Origin of the sequence: Chitinophaga sp. W2I13 (genome assembly GCF_050434005.1) — a bacterium.
GTDB lineage: Bacteria > Bacteroidota > Bacteroidia > Chitinophagales > Chitinophagaceae > Chitinophaga.
In genome coordinates this window covers 5049676-5065921 of the sequence record NZ_JBNPWD010000001.1, presented here as the reverse complement: position 1 = coordinate 5065921, position 16246 = coordinate 5049676, and the positions used below count along the sequence as shown (strand labels likewise).

Below are 16246 nucleotides of genomic sequence, written 5' to 3'. Positions count from 1 at the left end.
ACAATAATTTTCAACTTGTAATATAAGAAGGCATTTCTAATATTTAAGATAAACTATTGCAGGTGTTCCAATGCAAATTTAAAAATGGCATCCCTCCCGTTACTTTCATCATCCAAACTATTGGATATAAAATAATCCGGGGCAATCCCTCCTTCTATATTCGTTCCTTCAACAGAAACAGCCATAGAAGCAGCGTATTTCAGCACCCAGCCATTGGGCAGCTCATAATCAAACGGAGTACCGCTTCCACCGCCTGTTTGATCTCCGATTATAACAGCGTTTGGTAATTCCGACATATACAGCACAAAATCATTGCACGAACTGAAACATCTCCTGTTTGTCAATATCAACATTGGCTTGCCTGCCAAAACAGGATGCCTGGGCGCCAGGTATTTGGCCTCCGGCGGAAGGAAGTCATCATGGCCCGGTCCGCGCTTATAAATATCATACTTCAGCAACATCTTTTCCGGCAGCAACTTCTCCACGATCCTGTCTACTTTTAAAGAACCACCGCCCCCATTATCCCTCACATCAATGATCAGCCCTTGTACATCTGCCAATTTCTCAAACACCCGGTCGATATCCGCTAATGTCAATTCCTCCCCAAAGGACGGAATGTGCAGATATCCAAACTGTTCTATGAAAGTATACGCCAATGTACCCTGGTAGTTAATTCCCGGCAGGTACTTTTCCTTTAACAGGCCGAAATTAAAATTGTGGGGATATGAATTGTAATAACCGGTGTAAGTGTGCTTCTGCTCCCCGTTGATAAGGGCCACATGGCCATCCATCAGCTGATCAAGCATAGCTGTGCAAATATCAAACAATTCCCCGGTGCTGGTTTTGTCAGATACCATCGGCCGGTATTTCCGGTAGGCTTCTTTCCAATCCACTTTCTTATAGGTGAACAGTGCATACCTGGTATCCATCGCATGCCAGAGGCTTTCAAAAACAGCGACAGGGTTTTGCTTGTCTTCTTTTATAATCGCCTTTTCACAGGAAACGATGAATAGCATCATCACCATGCATATGCTGACAACATTCCTCATAATAAAAAAAAGTAGTTGATGGTTAAACTATGCATAGCTGATTGTACCCCGCTCACCTCTTTAATCCGGTAGTATTCCCATTGATAGTGTAAAGACAGGCCACTGCCTTTGCGCATGCTCACCTTTATGCCGGTGTTCCAGTAAAACCGGTTAAGCTTGTTCCAGCTTGTCAGCTTAATATCCCGGGTAATGGTCCGCAATGAGGGCGTATGCAAACCGGCTTGTCCTTCGTATACCGAATACGCTGTGGAAAGCGCAGCAGCCACCGGGCAAAAGATGCGGGTGCTTAGTTCCCAGTTTTTGCCGGCCTGTTTATCACGCCATGAAAATACATAGCTGTACCGGGCAGTGGGGCCAATGGAACTGATAAACTCATAGTAATCACGATTGTTTACGTAATGCAGCTGTTCCCTCAGATGGAGATAATTATCCAGGGCAGCGCCAAATTCAAACCGGGTTCTGTCTGTCTTTCCCAGCGTAAATAAAATATTGTAGTCTAACCCCAAAACTTTTGATCGCATGGCGCCAGATCCTTTGTTGGCATATAATTTTCCCCATGCCCCACGGGCGCCCACTTCCTGTGTTACCCGGCCGGTATGCGAAAACCGGGCGGCCATACCGGGATATGTTCCCTGGTAAATACGGGCAGACATCCCGGCGTCTTTCACCGTTTGCCTGGATAAAAACACGCCCATTGATACCATCTGCTGCGCCGGGCTGCGATGGCACCATAATATCATGAAAAGGCAAAAACAAAAGCCCATTTTACGACCCGGTATGTTCAAACAGCTGTTGATTGCCTTAATATTTAATGGTAAAAGGATAAAAATCTGTCCAGTTTTGCATCCAGTTTTCAGTTCCGAAAGCGCCTATATAATTTACTTTCTTAAAAAATCCCTGGAAAGGCTCCCCGCTGAAATCAGCGCCTGTCAGAGCTGCCGCACCGGTGGTGGGCAATAGTTCAGGCAGCGCAAATTTGAACGGGTTGGTAAGACCGATTTCTTCCGGTTTAACGTACATTTTGTTATGATGATTTACCGCGTAATCAGTAACGCCGGCTGCATCTATTGAGTAAACAGCCCCGGGATCTACGGTAAAAGCATCTGCTGAAATATTACTATGCACCAGGTTGGTGGAAAATTCGGAGGTGCCGTCCATTAACCGCTGTGCGGCGATATCGTCGCTGAATTTAATCCCGCCTTTTGGCATTCCCATCAAAATAGAATTTCTCAAAACAAACGCCCCGCTATAACTTACATTTAAGGCGGCGTTCCAGGGTAAAGCGCTATTGTAACCAGGATTGTTATACGGGCCAACAGCGGTAACGTTTGACAATACCGGGCGTGTATCCGGCGCTACCGGGTACCCCTTGGTATCGTTCAGTACCAATAATGCATCGCAGGTGCTGATAAAAGGTCCGGGGGCAGCAAAATAAGGATGTTTATAGCTCACTATAAACTGCTGCATGCCGGTATAGCCGTTTGAATAAACAAATCCTGCCAGCCGGTTATTAAATGCCACCAGGTGCTTTGCATTCACGGTTCCACCGAAGAAGCCAAACCCTGAAGTTTGTGTATAGCTGGTTTGCACATTTTCAATGGTGGTGCCTGACCCTACGCCAACACAGGCCAGTCCGTATGATTCGGCAGATCCCACTCCTGCAAATTCGATGCGCACATACCTGAGCACACCGGAATTATCCCTGGGATCATTTCCCCCGCCGGAAGGTAAAAGCGCGCCTAACCCGGTCAGGGTCATTTCTGTACCGGCCCCACCGGTATTCTCATCATAAGCGCTGACAGGTGCTTTGCCAAAAATATACAGTCCACCCCAATCACCGTGTTGCTGGAACCCGGAAGGTGTGCCGGAAGTAAATACGATCGGCTTCTCCGCAGTGCCTTCGGCCATAATTTTCGAACCTCTTTCGATAGCAATATAACCGGATCTTCCGGCGCCAGCTGCTACGCTCCTGCTTTTAATAACGGTGCCCGGCTCAATAGTGAGCACGGCATTATTTGTTACATTCACGGATACCGCAAAGGTGTAAATGGTATCGCTTTTCAGGGTGCGGTTTGCGTCGATTTTTTCCGGCAGGGCCACGACTGGCTTTTGGGTTTCTAACTTATTATCATCCTTCTTACATGACAACAAACAAATGGATAGAAAGGCACTGAGCATCATCGGCAGGCAATAGTTTCTGTTCATTTGGCTTATATTATTTTGACGGTGGTATATTACAAAGGTGAGACTGGCATGATATGCCAATCTCACCATCATTAAATGTTCTGAAAATTGCTTAGAATCTTGTCCATCCGAGAGAACCTGATCTTACAGTCGCCCAGTTTGCACCACCTGAAACAGGGAATGCACCACGGTAAGCAACTGAACTGAATCCAGTTGAGAATGCACCGGTGAAATCAGCACCTGTAGCAGGAGCAGCACCGGAAGTGAGGAAGAACTGAGTGGAGTTAACGCTGCTCAGGTTAAACGGATTAACCAGGCCGGCGCCGCTCGCAGCAGCCAGTTCAACATTTGCATTGGTAGCGTTTGTCAGGAAGGTCTTTAAAGTTGCATCTGTGTAGGAAGTAGTTCCTGAAGCAACTGCAAAGGCTTTTCCTGAAGTATTGGAATGAACGAAGTTCTTCCTGAATTCTGACGCACCGTTAGTCAGGGAATCTGCAGTAACGTTTCCGTCAACCAGTAAACCAGCAGCCGGGAAGCCCAGGAAAATGGAGTTACGTACAGACAAGCCGGTATTTCTGCGGAAATGCGCACCAGCCTGGAATGATCCGTCAACACCAGTGGCTGAAGTTACAGGGAAATCCGGGTTAGAATCAGCCACACCGTTGTTACCCAGTACGGTTAAGTTAGAAATGATCGGATGTGTGCGTGGTACGTTAGTAGCTACGCCGGTATTGTCGTTATCACATTCGATACCATTAGACTTAGACTGGTCATTAACTTCAGGATCGCGCAAAGCAACCAGGAACTGTAATCTGCCACTGTAACCGAAATCAAAATCAAAGTCATCATCAATTGCACGATAAGAGATCAGGTGGGTAGGGTTTACTGTACCACCAAAGAACTCAAAGGAATCATCGCCGCTATAGCTTACCTGTACGTGATTAATCACAGTACCGGAACCAACGCCGCCTAAAGTCAGACCATTTACTTCATTGTTATTTCCGAGTGCACCCTGGAAAACACCACCAGCATACTCAATACGTGTGTAAGTGATAGTACCGCTGTTATCTGCAGGCGTTGTACCACCGTACTGGGCATCTGATGTGTTAGGAATACCTTCGATGAAAGTTGTAGCTGGTTTATTGGTTGGCGCCTGGCCGAGAATAATGATACCACCCCAATCGCCGTTGGTAGGAGTAGCTTTAATAGAGGTAAAAATAACCGGGTTGTTCAATGTACCGTTTGCGTTTAATTTACCGCCTTTGGCTACTAACAGTACGCCTTTTTCTCCAGCTACATCATAACCTTTGATGGTTGTTCCGGCTGGAATATTCAGGATCGCTCCGCTCTTTACGGTTACCAGGCCTTTTAAAATGTAAGTTTTGGTTGCGAGTAAATTTACAGTACCTACAACATTTCCTTTAATGGTGTCAACGTTGGGATCTGGGCCGGATACTACGTCACGTTCAATGTTTCCGTCTTTTTTGCACGCTGCAAAAGATGCCGTCAGGGCTGCGATAGTTAACAGTTTACTGATCGTTTTCATTTTTGTTGAAATTTTTAATGATAAAGTGGGTTTCATAAAATGGACATCAGCGCCTTTACAAGGGTTAAGACAAGGCATGCCCACCAGCAACTGTGTTTAGCAATTGCCGTTGTTTGCAGTACAAAAATCAATTACGGTTTTACCAGCTTGTGCGCGCACACATCAAAAAACCGTTTTCTTTCTCCGTGCTACTTTTTAAAATTGTAAGAAATTGTGAATGTGTAATTACTGAATGATTTCCTTGAAAAAGTTGTTCCGTCAAAAGTGTTCCCTGAATACTTGCCGTTCAAATCAAAATCCTGGTATTGTATGTACCTGTCGTTCAGCAAATTGGCTGCATTCAACCTGAGTTCCAGTCGTTGTTTCAATAGCTTTTGCGAAAGTTGTACATCCAGCTGGTTACGAGGGTTTTCATATATATCAGGATAGGCCCCGATTTCAGACCTGTCTTCAGCGGTAGTTCCAACAACAACAATGCGCCGGCCGGTACGATTAATTGCTGCTGAAAAGCTGAAAGTATTTTTAAATGCGTTAACAAGCAACCCTGCATTGAGCAGATAAGGCGACTGCCCCATTAATGGCCTTTCCCGCAATTTCTGTGTAACCTCCAATCCGGAGCCTGCGGTTTCTCCCATTATTTTGGAATGTATCCGGGAATAATTACCAAAGATGATAATGTTACGGAGCCATTCAGGGCCGGTTCCAAAATAGAGGCTTTTACGCAGCTCAAATTCAAGTCCCCATACCAATGCCTCATCCACATTCCTGTACGTGCGTACAAACCTCGTTGTGGATGTTGTTGCCTGCGTGGTAAGTTCCACCGGATCATGCAAATTCTTTTTGAAGATAGATGCCGAAATAATTTCAGCGGCGGAAGGAAACCATTCTACCCGGAAATCGAGATTCTGAATCGTTCCCCGGTTAAGCTCCGGATTACCAATGGTCATATACCCGCTTACAAAATCAAAGTAATTATAGGGGCTTATTTCCCTGAACTCGGGCCTTGTCAGTGTTTTTGAATAGGCCGCCCGCACGTTCATTGATGTAACCGGGCTGTAAATGATCGTTGCCGAGGGTAGTACATCTGTATTATAACGGATATAATCTATAGGCGCCTGGTCATCTCCTGTTCCACCGCTTCCGGGCAATTTGCGGTTTAGCTCCTTGTTGGTGCTCAGGCTCATGGCATAAAACTCCACTCTTGCACCATAGATCAGTTTAAGATTGTCGAGCAGCTGACTCTCCACGTTTACAAAAGCCGATGCCAGATTAGCCCCGCCGGTGTATTGATTCGCAGGCAGCTCATAATTTACTGCCACTAACCCACCGGGCCTGAAGTTTTCAGGACTGAGTATCTTATCTATTGGCTGGCCGAAGTTAATGGCCGAATCACTTGGGAAACCTCCTGTATCATTGCCGGTAGTTAACCCGCGGGCGGCATCAAAATACCCAAGATTATAAGTGATATACTCTCTCTTCCGAAATTGTGTAAAAGCGCCTGCTTTGACAATCTGTGGCTGGCCTGCCACTTTAAAAGGAGTGGATACCGCAAAATTGATATTATAAGCATCTTCCTTTAAATCGGAATATAGTTTACTTGAATTTTCAACAGAACCGAACTCCGGTACAAAGTAATCCTGGTCTTTATATCTCACCGTATCTGCGCGGTACAGGTTTACATAACCTAACCGCACCTGGTTGGGCTCATACTTCCTGATTTTGTTATAAGAAACATTCCAGGTAAATGTAACCGGTGCTTCTATCCCTAACCGATGCTCACCCTGGAGTTGCGCACCCAGCAAGGTTTTTTGCGTAGGGTGCATATCCACTACCCTGCTGTTTACGATATCGCCAATCCCTTCTCCCAATGTTTTCTCCCCATTTTTGATGGTGGTTACTGTTTCAAAGTCCTGGTTAAACATGCTTTTAATGCCTATCTTGTTCTTTCCAAACTGGTAGGTGATGTTCAACAAAGCTCCCGTATTTACCAGGTACCGGTAGGCTTCTTCATTAAAATAGGACCGCATAAACTTCACCGTGTCTCCCGGGCCGGCAGTGCCCTCGTATTTACTATACCGTGCAAGATCATACCGTTCCACCTGGTCAATGGTTTGGTCTTTGCGGTAATTTGCCAACGCTACGATGCCAAACTTCGTATCATTTTTGAAGTTAAAGGTTTTGCCATAGCCAATCTGTACCTGTTGTATGGGCTCTGCTTTCCCGCTGCTTACCGGCTCCCAGCCTTTGCTCAGCGCATTGCTGATCCGGAACCTTTCTTCCGGATAGAGCTGGGCCAACTCACTGGCTTTCATTTTAAATTCATCCGGGACCGCGCGTTTACCATCATCAAAGCCTATCCAGTCATTCTTACCGCTGCGGTCTTTGAAAAATGCTTTCCCTGTTTGCCCGTCATAAAAGCCGGTTCCGAGCGACAGTGTAATAAAATCCTTATCCGGAAAATCTTTCGTGTTCACCTGTACCACGCCACCGGCAAATTCACCGGGCAAATCTGCGGTCGCTGTTTTTGTTACTACAATGCTTTCCACAGCCAGCGCAGGAATCAGGTCCAGGCTGAAAGTGCGCCTGTCGGGCTCCGTGCTGGGAAGCAGCCCTCCGTTTAACAGCGTATAATTGTAGCGGTCTGCAAGTCCCCTTACCACCGCATATTTCCCATCGAGCACACTTACTCCTGTTACCCGCTTAATCGCATCTCCTGCATTCCTGTCGGGTGTTCTGCGTATCAGCTCTGCAGAAATCCCATCGGTGATGGCCGTACTTCTTTTCTGAAGGGCATACAATGCTGATTGCGATTCCCGGCGATACGAGCTGGTGATTACCACATCTTTCAGCCGCTGGGAGGTTTGTTGCAAAACAATATCTAAAGAAGTGGTTCCATTTTCTTTTACCATCACCTCTGTGATCACCTTCGCCTGGTAACCGATGTACCTGAACTCCAGCTTATATTGTCCGGGCTGCAGTTTCAGCACATAGTTTCCCTGGATATCTGTACTGCCGTATGAGGAGCCTCCTGAAGCGATGATCGTTACACCCGGAATGGCTTCACCTGTTTTCCCATCTGTTACCTTGCCCGATACACGTCCTGGTTCCGCCCGTTGGTTCCGTTTATTATTATCTAAGCTGATAAGAATATTATTATTAACAACCTGGTAAGAAAAATCTGTTTTCTCCAGCATCCTGTTCAATATTACATCCAGCGGCGTATCCCTGAACGACATGGGGGCAATGCGGGTTTCTTTAAAAAGATCTTTATTATATGCAAAATATAAACCGGTTAATTCTTTCAGTTTCTCAATGCCAGTCGTTAATTTCTGGTGCTCAAAATTAACCGTCAGTTTGGTATCGGAAAGTTTCTGTGCCCTCACATCCGCTGCGCCAAGCAGAATGCCGGCATTGAGAATGTAAAGGAAACACAATACGGAAATACGTAAAAATCGCTCTAAAGATGCTACAGTTATTTTCATTCGTTTAAACAGGATTACACCGGGTTATTAATACATTACGATTGTCTTGTCGGTAATAGAAAACTTGGTTTTATTGATGGAGCTCAGGAGTTTCATCACATCTTCAATACGGTCTGTTTTTTTGATGGTTGCCGAAAAATGAAGATGATTTAAATCCCGTTTGCCTGTTTTCAATACGTAGTTATAGTTATTAAAGAGAATGGCCTGAAGGCTCTCAAAGTCAACATAATCAAGCACAATAATTCCTGTCCGCCAGGAGCTTACCGCTTTTCCATCGCTGGTGGATTTGATAGATTTATTCAACAGCAGTTTATATTGAATCTCTTCGTTAGGGGTTAAAAATCCAATCACTTCCTTGCCACGGTTCACGCCAACCTTACCGGTGGCCACTGATATTCTCACACATTTAGAGAAATTATAGGCGTCAATATTAAAAGAGGTGCCCAGAACCTGTGTGCTCAGGCCCTTGCTGTGCACAATAAACGGCCGGTTAGTTTCATGCGCCACATCAAAGAAAGCTTCACCTTCCAGCAGGGTAACTTCTCTTGTTTTCTCTGAAAACTGTTTCGGGTAACTGAATTTCGTGGCTGCATTCAACCATATTTTAGTACCGTCCGACAGCTCCACCAGCTTCATTTTACCTTCGGCCACTTCAATCGTATTCATGGCAGCCGAATCTATAACAGCAGCCAGTTGTTGTTTACCACCTGGTTTGCTAAGGAAAAAAGTGATTCCTGCTGAAATCAAAACAAGTCCTACTGCCGCTGCTATTTTTATCATGTTGCCCATCCTTCTTACCGGTGTTCTTTGCGGCTGGGATTTTATTTTACCATGAATACCTTTTAAAATAGCCCGATGCGCTTCTTCCTCTTCCTTTTCAGTAGAAAATGCTGGTGAAGCAGGATGGCTGATATCATAAGATGAATACCAGGCCTCTACCTGTTCGCTCTCCTCTGGCGATAGTGTACCATTCAAATACTGACCTAGCAGCTCCCTGATTTTTTTTTCGTTTAGATCCACAAGTTTGCCTTTATGCTATATACTTCTCTTTAAACGGGGTGAAGTACCATAAGGCAGGTGCGAGATAACAATTCCTTAATGTGCGGATCAGAGAATATTAGCATTTTCCAGCGACTCCCTCAATCTTTTGAGTGCCATAGAGATCTGGTTTTTAACAGTTTGGGAAGATATAGAGAGTTGTTTGGCAATTTCATCATTGGGGAGGTAATGTTTCCTGCTCAGCAGGAAAACCTGTTTCATTTTCACCGGTAAATTATCGATCTCATTATTTAAGAACGTTTCAAGTTCTTTGGCGAGCAGGGGATCATGGCTCTCCTTTATGAAATCAATTTCGCCGATATCAGTTAAGGATAAGTGTGCATTACTTTTGTTCTTATAAATGGCGTCTATCACCTTGTACTTGAGCGACTTGAACAGATATGGCCGGAGTGATAGGTTTTCGTCGAGGTTTTCTGCATTGTTCCAGATAGAAATAAAAATATCCTGGATAATGTCTTGCACATCATCTTTAGAAAGGAGTCTTTTATAGGCGGCATCATAAAGCTCTTTACAATAACGAGAATAGAGCTCATTAAATGCAGGGATATTTTGGTTTTTGAGCAGCGAGATTAGGGTCTTTTCCGAAAACGTTCTCACATTTTTCTGTGTTTAGAAGATGTATGCAAACATAGTACGGAGGGGTTATGTTGAAATGAAAGTAATATTAAAATAATGTTAACAATGACCATATTCCAGACACAGTGCGGGTTTTCATGAATCTGTTCACCTGGGTACAATGGCCTTTTCACCTGGATTACAGGCGCTTATAAATCGTTCGCTTTATTGAATTTCCCGATGGCTTCCTGGAGCGCTGTCCTTTTTTCATTCCTTACCCCGGACATCGTCAGTTTTTCTTTTTGCAGCAATAATAGTTTGTCCTGCGCATTCTCTATCGAGTCTGCATTGGTTTGGTGCATGGCTTGTTGTGCTGCAATTATCCTGCGGTCAAATACCTGCAAATCTTTTACGGACATGTAATAGTTTATGGCAGCGGTTTTTAATGCGGCTCCTTCGCTGATCCCTTCTGCCGGCAATGCGGTTATCTCCCGGATGATACTGTCAAATGCCTGTTCCTGTTTATCTACCGCACGCAGGGCTCCACTGAAGTCGTTATTTACCAGGCATGTCAACTTCTCTTCCTCGGGCCCTCCTTTGCCTACCAAAATCTGGAATGCAGTCCTCTCCTTTTGAGCAATTGCTTCTCTGAATTCCGTTGCCTTCTTCGATTTACAGGAAACCAGGCTTACCATCAAAAAAATTATAATAAAAATATGCCGCTTCATGTTTAATTTCTTTTAGTTTTGATTAACCTGTTGCTTGTTATAAATATAAAAAAGTTATCCAACACCTGAAAAATTGCAAAGGATCAGTTACGCGAGGAAGTACAACACAAAAATATTCACAGAAGGGAACAGGAAAAAACAAATATGCCGCTTTTGCCGCTTTTTGCCGGATTATGCCGGAATCGGGCGACCCGGAAACGGTCATAGTGTATGGGGAATGTATGGGGAGTGTATCATGAGAGTATGGTGAGAGTATGGGAACAGTATCGGAACAGTATGGGGACTATAGGGGGAGTACAGGGGGACTATATGGGGAGTATATGGGGAGTATAACATATACACGACTCCTAAGTATCTGAAAAGTATCGGAGAAGTAACCCCCTGGTTTGTCACAAAAAAAAGGAACGCCCTGTAAAGCGTTCCCTGGATTTATTGACGTTAACCGCAATGAAAAATTATTTTGCTACGTAAGTATATTCTTTATTATAAGATTGACTGGCAGCAGTCGCCACATTTTGCACATTCGTTTCCACCTTGCCATCTACTTCGGCCTTATAACTGATCGTTACCGCGCCTGGAACCTGGGCGTTATTCACGACACCTACACTTAATCCGCTAAAATTAAACGGCTTAACGGTTTCAACTACATATGTTTTTACGCCTCCTACAAAATTATCAATATCGAGTATCATCACATTTTCATTTCCCTGGGTAACCCCGTTTATTTTCCAAACAGGTGATCCGTACTGGCTGGCATCATGATTCCCTGCGGATACGCGAACATCCACCTGATCCTTATTATCAGCGCCTGCTACTGTAACCGTAAATTTAAAGGTTGCTTTTTTACTATCGGGTGCAGGATCGTCTTTACCGCCGCAGCCTGTAAATGTCAAACCTGCCACCATTACCAGGCACAAACTAAAAAAAATCCGTGTTGTCCTTTTCATCTCTTTGCGTGTATTGGGTTAATTAATACCGCAAAGTTATGCTGGTTGAATACCCCCGGCAATACCTGGAAACAAGTATTTTACCATCCTGATTGCCAGGTATATTAATTTATAATCGCTGCTGCTTTAAAGTGCTAAATCTGCTTTTGTTGCGGATACCCAATCCGGTGCATCTTTCACCTCCTGGCGCAATAACAGGTTCAGTTGCGCGGTATGGTGCTGCACATGGCGCATATTGTAAATTAGTATTTCCAATATACTATAATCCTTGTACTCACTAACAAACCGCTTCGTCAAAATATCTTCAGCAGTTAACCTTGTCAGCAGATCCCGTAGCTTCTCACGCCCAAACCGGAGGTATGTCAGCAACTCCGTTTTATCATACACCCGTTCCGGCATCCCGGTGCCAAATTCAGATAACGTAAATGGCGCCGGTGGTAAAAAGTCCTTTTCCATTGGTGTTTCATCAGACAAATAAAAATCCAGGAAAAACAAGGTATGATACCCGATATACCAGAACTTAGCAGGGGTATCCCATAGTTCATCCGGGCAAAAAGTTAACGCATTTTCGAGCATGTCAATAGATGCTCCGAACTGATGCCACAATGTTATTTTTAATGAAGAATCCATAAGAGCTACTTTTATAGATTACCTGGTTTCGCTTATCTTATCACCCTTAATGGGTGAATAATCTGTTTTTACAACGCCGTTTACGTTGAACTTTTCAAAATAGCATTTTATACCGGTTGCCTGGTTGGTGTTCTCCACATTCTGAAGGTGAAAATGCAAATGAGGTTCAGAGGAATTTCCTGAGTTTCCGCATAGTCCTATCAATTGCCCTTGTTTTATTACATCGCCTTGTTTTACCTTAATTGAATGCTGCTTAAAGTGTGCAAAGAAAACATACTCTTTGTTTTTGGTTTTCAGCAAAACAGTATTGCCTGAAACAAACATGGGATTTAGCTCTCCCGGCACATTATCTTTAACCCCATCTACCGCTAAAACTACTTCTCCATCACATGGCGCAATGATGGGTTGTCCAAATGCATAGTAGTCCTCATTTGTTTTCCCATTGGTTTTAAAACTCTTCCCTTCCGGGTTATTAATTACAATATCAAATGCATTTTTCTGGAATTTAACTGCTACGTGATAGTTTAATTCTTTTGTATCCCCGCCCCAGAACACCGTCCATTCCCCTTTAAAAGGCAGGTGCATGGCGGTGATATTCCGCGGCAATACCGGCAATGTATCCGGCACATATGGCTTTGCATATAACCCGTTGATAGTGCTATCCTTGTCGGCTGAAATGTTAAGAAGAATGACACCTTTATCAAACGCTGTTTTGTATACGGCAAATGAAGACTGGTATTCCAAAAATGTACGCTTTATAATATTCCCATAATTGCTTTTCAAATTGGTGAGAAATGCTTTTGTCTTATCTAACGGCAAAGCGTTTTTTGTTTGTTCAGAAAATGTAGCAAAAATGCTATCAAACTGACCGTTGTTGTAATACTTTTCAAACTTTGCCGATATATACCTGCTTCCCGGGCTTTCTGCTTGGGAAAAGGCGGCGCCAAAAGTTAAGGACAGCAGCATTGTCAGGATGGATCGTAGTTTCATTTTCAGCGTTTGCACTATTAGTTGCTGAAAGTAGTCAAAATATTACACTAAGCCACCGTTTGGCTTTTTATATTTATTCCTGACGAAATTGGTATTCTTGCCTGTAAACATTTCGACCATCACCTGCGGCAGTTTAATGTGTAAAGCCATTACCTGCAAGAAAAAAGCCTTCAAACCGAAATGATTTGAAGGCTTTTTTGTATGGTATAAGTTCAGCGAAGTGCTACCATTTGATCCGCAGTTCGGTGCGCCTGTTCTGCTTATAGTCTTCTTCCTTACATGGTACACCATCCTTACAGCCGTTCACAGGATTGTTCTCCCCGTTATTGGTGTAGTAGAGGCGTTTGGAATCGATCCCTTTATTAACGAGGTAATCTATTACCGCATAACAACGTAAGGCCGACAAATCAGTGTTATATTGGTCAGAGCCGCGGTTATCAGCAAAAGATGCAATTACGATCTTCCAGTCGGGGTGACGTTTCAGCACCGCCGCCACCTGGTCCAGGATCCTGCGGGATTCGCTGAGCAGTGAGGCGCTGTTATAATCATAGAAGAACTTCAGTTCTTCCAGCTTCTTTCTATCCTCTTCTTCTTCCGGCGTATGTCCTTTCTTTCCTCCACCAGGCTGGTCGCCAGTCACAGGAGGGGCCGTATGATCTGTTATCACCGGCGGGTTTTCCCTGCGGTTGATCCTGGTAAAGTATTCGGCATCTGAGAAATAATAGATATCATCTTTACCCATGCTGCCTGGTTTGTTCGAAGCCAGGTAACCTTCATAGCCGTTACGTTTCAAAATAAGCCCTAAATCGTCTGCGCCGGAGTTGAAAGGTACTTTCATGTTCTCCGGTATTTCCCAGCTGGATTTGCCGCCTTTTACGCGGTAAATGTCATAACCACCCATTCCTGCATATCCCCTGCTGGAGAAATAAAGAATGCCGTCTTCGTTAACGGTGGGGAAGGTTTCTGCTGCCACGGTATTTATCTGGCTGCCACAGTTGACCGGCGCGCCCCAGGAACCGTCTGCCTGTTTTTCGGCGTACCAGATATCTGTTTGTCCTTGACCGCCCGGGCGGTCAGATACAAAATACAATATATCGCCGCCGCTGCTTAGTACCGCGTGACTGGAAGAATATCCTGTTACATTGATGCCGGGCATCAGTACCGGTGCTTCCCATTTGCCATTCTTTTTTACAGATTGATAGATCTGCAACTGGCGAACACCATTTACCAGTCCTTTACCGGTAACGGGAACCCCTTTGCCCTGTATGTTGATGGTGGCATAGAGCGTGTCTTCTGTGGTGTTCAAACACACCGGGCCAATATGATAATCGTATTTGGCCAGTAGCGCAGGCGCCAGTTCCTCCAGGAACATATCGTGGTTGCCACCGGCATATTGCTGGTAAACGTATGCTTTATAGTAAGGTTGTTCCGTGCGTTTATCGATCGGAGGTTTTGCCTGCGACCCGTTATTCAGTGCCATAGAGCGGTACCCGTTTGACATCAGCAGTAAACCTTTCTGTACCACGCCGGTTACCAGGTCGGAGCCTTGTGTGTTCAGCTCTTTCACCGGCTTTAACTGTATAGGCGCTGCCTGTTTAAGCCATACAACGGCGCTGTCGCAACCCTGCAGTGCAATCTCTTTTAGTTTAAGACTATCTGCATTGGAGGTGGTGAACAACGCATACTGCTGCTTTGCGGCATCATATTGCTCCAGTTGCCGGAGCGCTTCGCCATATGCAAAATAGGCAGACGAAGGCCGGTCGGCCCGCTCCGTGATTTCCTTGTATACATCCGAAGCTTCCTTAAAGTAGCCGATCTCCTGGTAGCTATGGGCCATCTTCATCAGCTGATCTACCGGCATCTTACTTCCCTTGCTGCGGGCAATCCTGTTATAAAGCGCTCCTGCCTCTGCATACTCCTGCCGTGCATAGGCTGCTTCAGCCATTTGCGACATGCTTTTCTGCTCCTGGCTGTACAGGTTGAAGGCAATAAGAAACAGCGGGATGGTAATTATAGTGCGACGTATCATACGGGTAGTAAACTATGGTTAAAAATACCTGGGATTCTTTACAGTGAAATTTTTCGAAGGAATTAAGAAGCCTAGTGATATTTCATGCGATCCTCCCTGGTAACCTGCCATTTTATTAATACTGAGGTCGTAGGAGTACCCGATGCGCAGCGTTTCTGTAGCGTAGAATTCCACCATCACGCTGGCTGCGTCCAGCTCACTCAGGTCCTTCTGCAGGTTGGTTTTGTTCCACACGCCTACACCGGTGCGATAAGAGACGCCCGTCCACAGCTTTTCACCAATCAGCAGGAAAGCATTAATGTCTACGTTGGTAGGTCCTTTAAAATCTTCCTTGATCAGGATCGAAGGCTTCAGCTGGAGGTTGTCGCCCAGCGGAAACATAGCACCCGTGGTAACATACAGGTGCTGTGTTTTGCGGATCGTAGAATAGTTGTTTCCTTTCCAGCTGTAGCGGGTTGCATCGGTATAGAGCGAAAACAGGTCCATGATGGAGGCGCCTGCATAAAAGCGCGGTGTGTAATAATAAACCCCGAAGCGGGCATCCGGTACCCATACACTTTTCTTTCCCAACGGAAGGGCCGCATCATCGTTATCGATGTATTGCAGGGCCGAACCGTCGATAGAGTACTGGGTAACGCCTCCTCCCAGCCCGAAGCAAAGCCGGCGCGTATCCTCATCATCCAGCGGAATCCGGTAGGAGTAAGAACCGTAAAGCGACAAGGCATCCTGCGGACCGAGTTTATCAAACAACATCTGCAGTCCCAGCCCCACCTTGTTATCACTGGCCGGCGTCACCCCGTCTATCGACACGCCGCCCGTACGGGGCGCGCCGGGGAAACCGGCCCATTGATGGCGGTATACGGCATTCACATACAGGTCTTCTTTATAGCCTGCATAGGCAGGGTTAACGCTTAACCCGTTGAACACGTATTGGCTGAACTGTATGTTCTGTTGCGCTGCTCCACGCATTCCTATCGCCAGCAGCATCACCATTATTCCTGCTCTGAGTACTGTTTGCATCTTTTACTTTTTTTGTAGCAGATAATA

At 45.1% G+C, this 16246-nt stretch carries 13 protein-coding genes; all 13 read right to left on the bottom strand.

The window, feature by feature from the left end:
• Window positions 1-53: 53 nt before the first annotated feature.
• Entirely contained in the window at window positions 54-1049 is a 996-nt protein-coding gene (locus tag QFZ48_RS20895) for a S41 family peptidase (RefSeq protein WP_429050119.1), read from the bottom strand.
• Window positions 1046-1789 (bottom strand): hypothetical protein, encoded by a 744-nt coding sequence (locus tag QFZ48_RS20890; RefSeq protein WP_429063426.1) that lies wholly within the window; start codon window positions 1787-1789, stop codon window positions 1046-1048. Before QFZ48_RS20890 ends, QFZ48_RS20895 begins: the two co-directional genes overlap by 4 nt.
• Before the next feature lie 61 nt (window positions 1790-1850).
• On the bottom strand, window positions 1851-3254 hold the full coding sequence (locus QFZ48_RS20885; protein ID WP_429063424.1) for a hypothetical protein: 1404 nt from the start codon (window positions 3252-3254) through the stop codon (window positions 1851-1853).
• Between the two features lie 91 nt (window positions 3255-3345).
• Window positions 3346-4779, bottom strand: a complete 1434-nt coding sequence (locus tag QFZ48_RS20880) for a hypothetical protein (protein ID WP_429050124.1) — start codon at window positions 4777-4779, stop codon at window positions 3346-3348.
• A gap of 188 nt (window positions 4780-4967) precedes the next feature.
• Window positions 4968-8261 (bottom strand): outer membrane beta-barrel protein, encoded by a 3294-nt coding sequence (locus QFZ48_RS20875; RefSeq protein WP_429063423.1) that lies wholly within the window; start codon window positions 8259-8261, stop codon window positions 4968-4970.
• Window positions 8262-8288: 27 nt separating this feature from the next.
• Window positions 8289-9281: a FecR family protein gene (locus tag QFZ48_RS20870; RefSeq protein WP_429050128.1), complete on the bottom strand. Its 993-nt coding sequence runs from the start codon at window positions 9279-9281 to the stop codon at window positions 8289-8291.
• Between the two features lie 87 nt (window positions 9282-9368).
• Window positions 9369-9917, bottom strand: coding sequence for an RNA polymerase sigma factor (locus tag QFZ48_RS20865; RefSeq protein WP_370907727.1), 549 nt, complete (start codon window positions 9915-9917; stop codon window positions 9369-9371).
• Between the two features lie 167 nt (window positions 9918-10084).
• Window positions 10085-10603, bottom strand: coding sequence for a hypothetical protein (locus QFZ48_RS20860; protein WP_429063422.1), 519 nt, complete (start codon window positions 10601-10603; stop codon window positions 10085-10087).
• Between the two features lie 455 nt (window positions 10604-11058).
• Window positions 11059-11550 (bottom strand): hypothetical protein, encoded by a 492-nt coding sequence (locus QFZ48_RS20855; RefSeq protein WP_429063420.1) that lies wholly within the window; start codon window positions 11548-11550, stop codon window positions 11059-11061.
• Window positions 11551-11676: 126 nt separating this feature from the next.
• Window positions 11677-12180 carry a DinB family protein gene (locus tag QFZ48_RS20850; protein ID WP_429050135.1) on the bottom strand — a complete coding sequence of 168 codons (504 nt, stop codon included), beginning with the start codon at window positions 12178-12180 and terminating at the stop codon, window positions 11677-11679.
• A gap of 18 nt (window positions 12181-12198) precedes the next feature.
• Window positions 12199-13170, bottom strand: a complete 972-nt coding sequence (locus QFZ48_RS20845) for a peptidoglycan DD-metalloendopeptidase family protein (RefSeq protein WP_429050137.1) — start codon at window positions 13168-13170, stop codon at window positions 12199-12201.
• 223 nt (window positions 13171-13393) lie between these two features.
• Complete coding sequence (locus QFZ48_RS20840; protein WP_429050139.1) at window positions 13394-15199, bottom strand: OmpA family protein; 1806 nt, start codon at window positions 15197-15199, stop codon at window positions 13394-13396.
• A gap of 18 nt (window positions 15200-15217) precedes the next feature.
• Window positions 15218-16219: a PorP/SprF family type IX secretion system membrane protein gene (locus QFZ48_RS20835; RefSeq protein WP_370907737.1), complete on the bottom strand. Its 1002-nt coding sequence runs from the start codon at window positions 16217-16219 to the stop codon at window positions 15218-15220.
• Window positions 16220-16246: the final 27 nt, after the last annotated feature.

What these genes read in the sequence shown, in the direction of transcription:
- QFZ48_RS20895 (WP_429050119.1), bottom strand. Translation starts at nt 1,049, where the DNA reads ATGAGGAATGTTGTCAGCATATGCATGGTGATGATGCTATTCATCGTT.
- QFZ48_RS20890 (WP_429063426.1), bottom strand. Translation starts at nt 1,789, where the DNA reads ATGATATTATGGTGCCATCGCAGCCCGGCGCAGCAGATGGTATCAATG.
- QFZ48_RS20885 (WP_429063424.1), bottom strand. Translation starts at nt 3,254, where the DNA reads ATGAACAGAAACTATTGCCTGCCGATGATGCTCAGTGCCTTTCTATCC.
- QFZ48_RS20880 (WP_429050124.1), bottom strand. Translation starts at nt 4,779, where the DNA reads ATGAAAACGATCAGTAAACTGTTAACTATCGCAGCCCTGACGGCATCT.
- QFZ48_RS20875 (WP_429063423.1), bottom strand. Translation starts at nt 8,261, where the DNA reads ATGAAAATAACTGTAGCATCTTTAGAGCGATTTTTACGTATTTCCGTA.
- QFZ48_RS20860 (WP_429063422.1), bottom strand. Translation starts at nt 10,603, where the DNA reads ATGAAGCGGCATATTTTTATTATAATTTTTTTGATGGTAAGCCTGGTT.
- QFZ48_RS20855 (WP_429063420.1), bottom strand. Translation starts at nt 11,550, where the DNA reads ATGAAAAGGACAACACGGATTTTTTTTAGTTTGTGCCTGGTAATGGTG.
- QFZ48_RS20850 (WP_429050135.1), bottom strand. Translation starts at nt 12,180, where the DNA reads ATGGATTCTTCATTAAAAATAACATTGTGGCATCAGTTCGGAGCATCT.
- QFZ48_RS20845 (WP_429050137.1), bottom strand. Translation starts at nt 13,170, where the DNA reads ATGAAACTACGATCCATCCTGACAATGCTGCTGTCCTTAACTTTTGGC.
- QFZ48_RS20840 (WP_429050139.1), bottom strand. Translation starts at nt 15,199, where the DNA reads ATGATACGTCGCACTATAATTACCATCCCGCTGTTTCTTATTGCCTTC.
- QFZ48_RS20835 (WP_370907737.1), bottom strand. Translation starts at nt 16,219, where the DNA reads ATGCAAACAGTACTCAGAGCAGGAATAATGGTGATGCTGCTGGCGATA.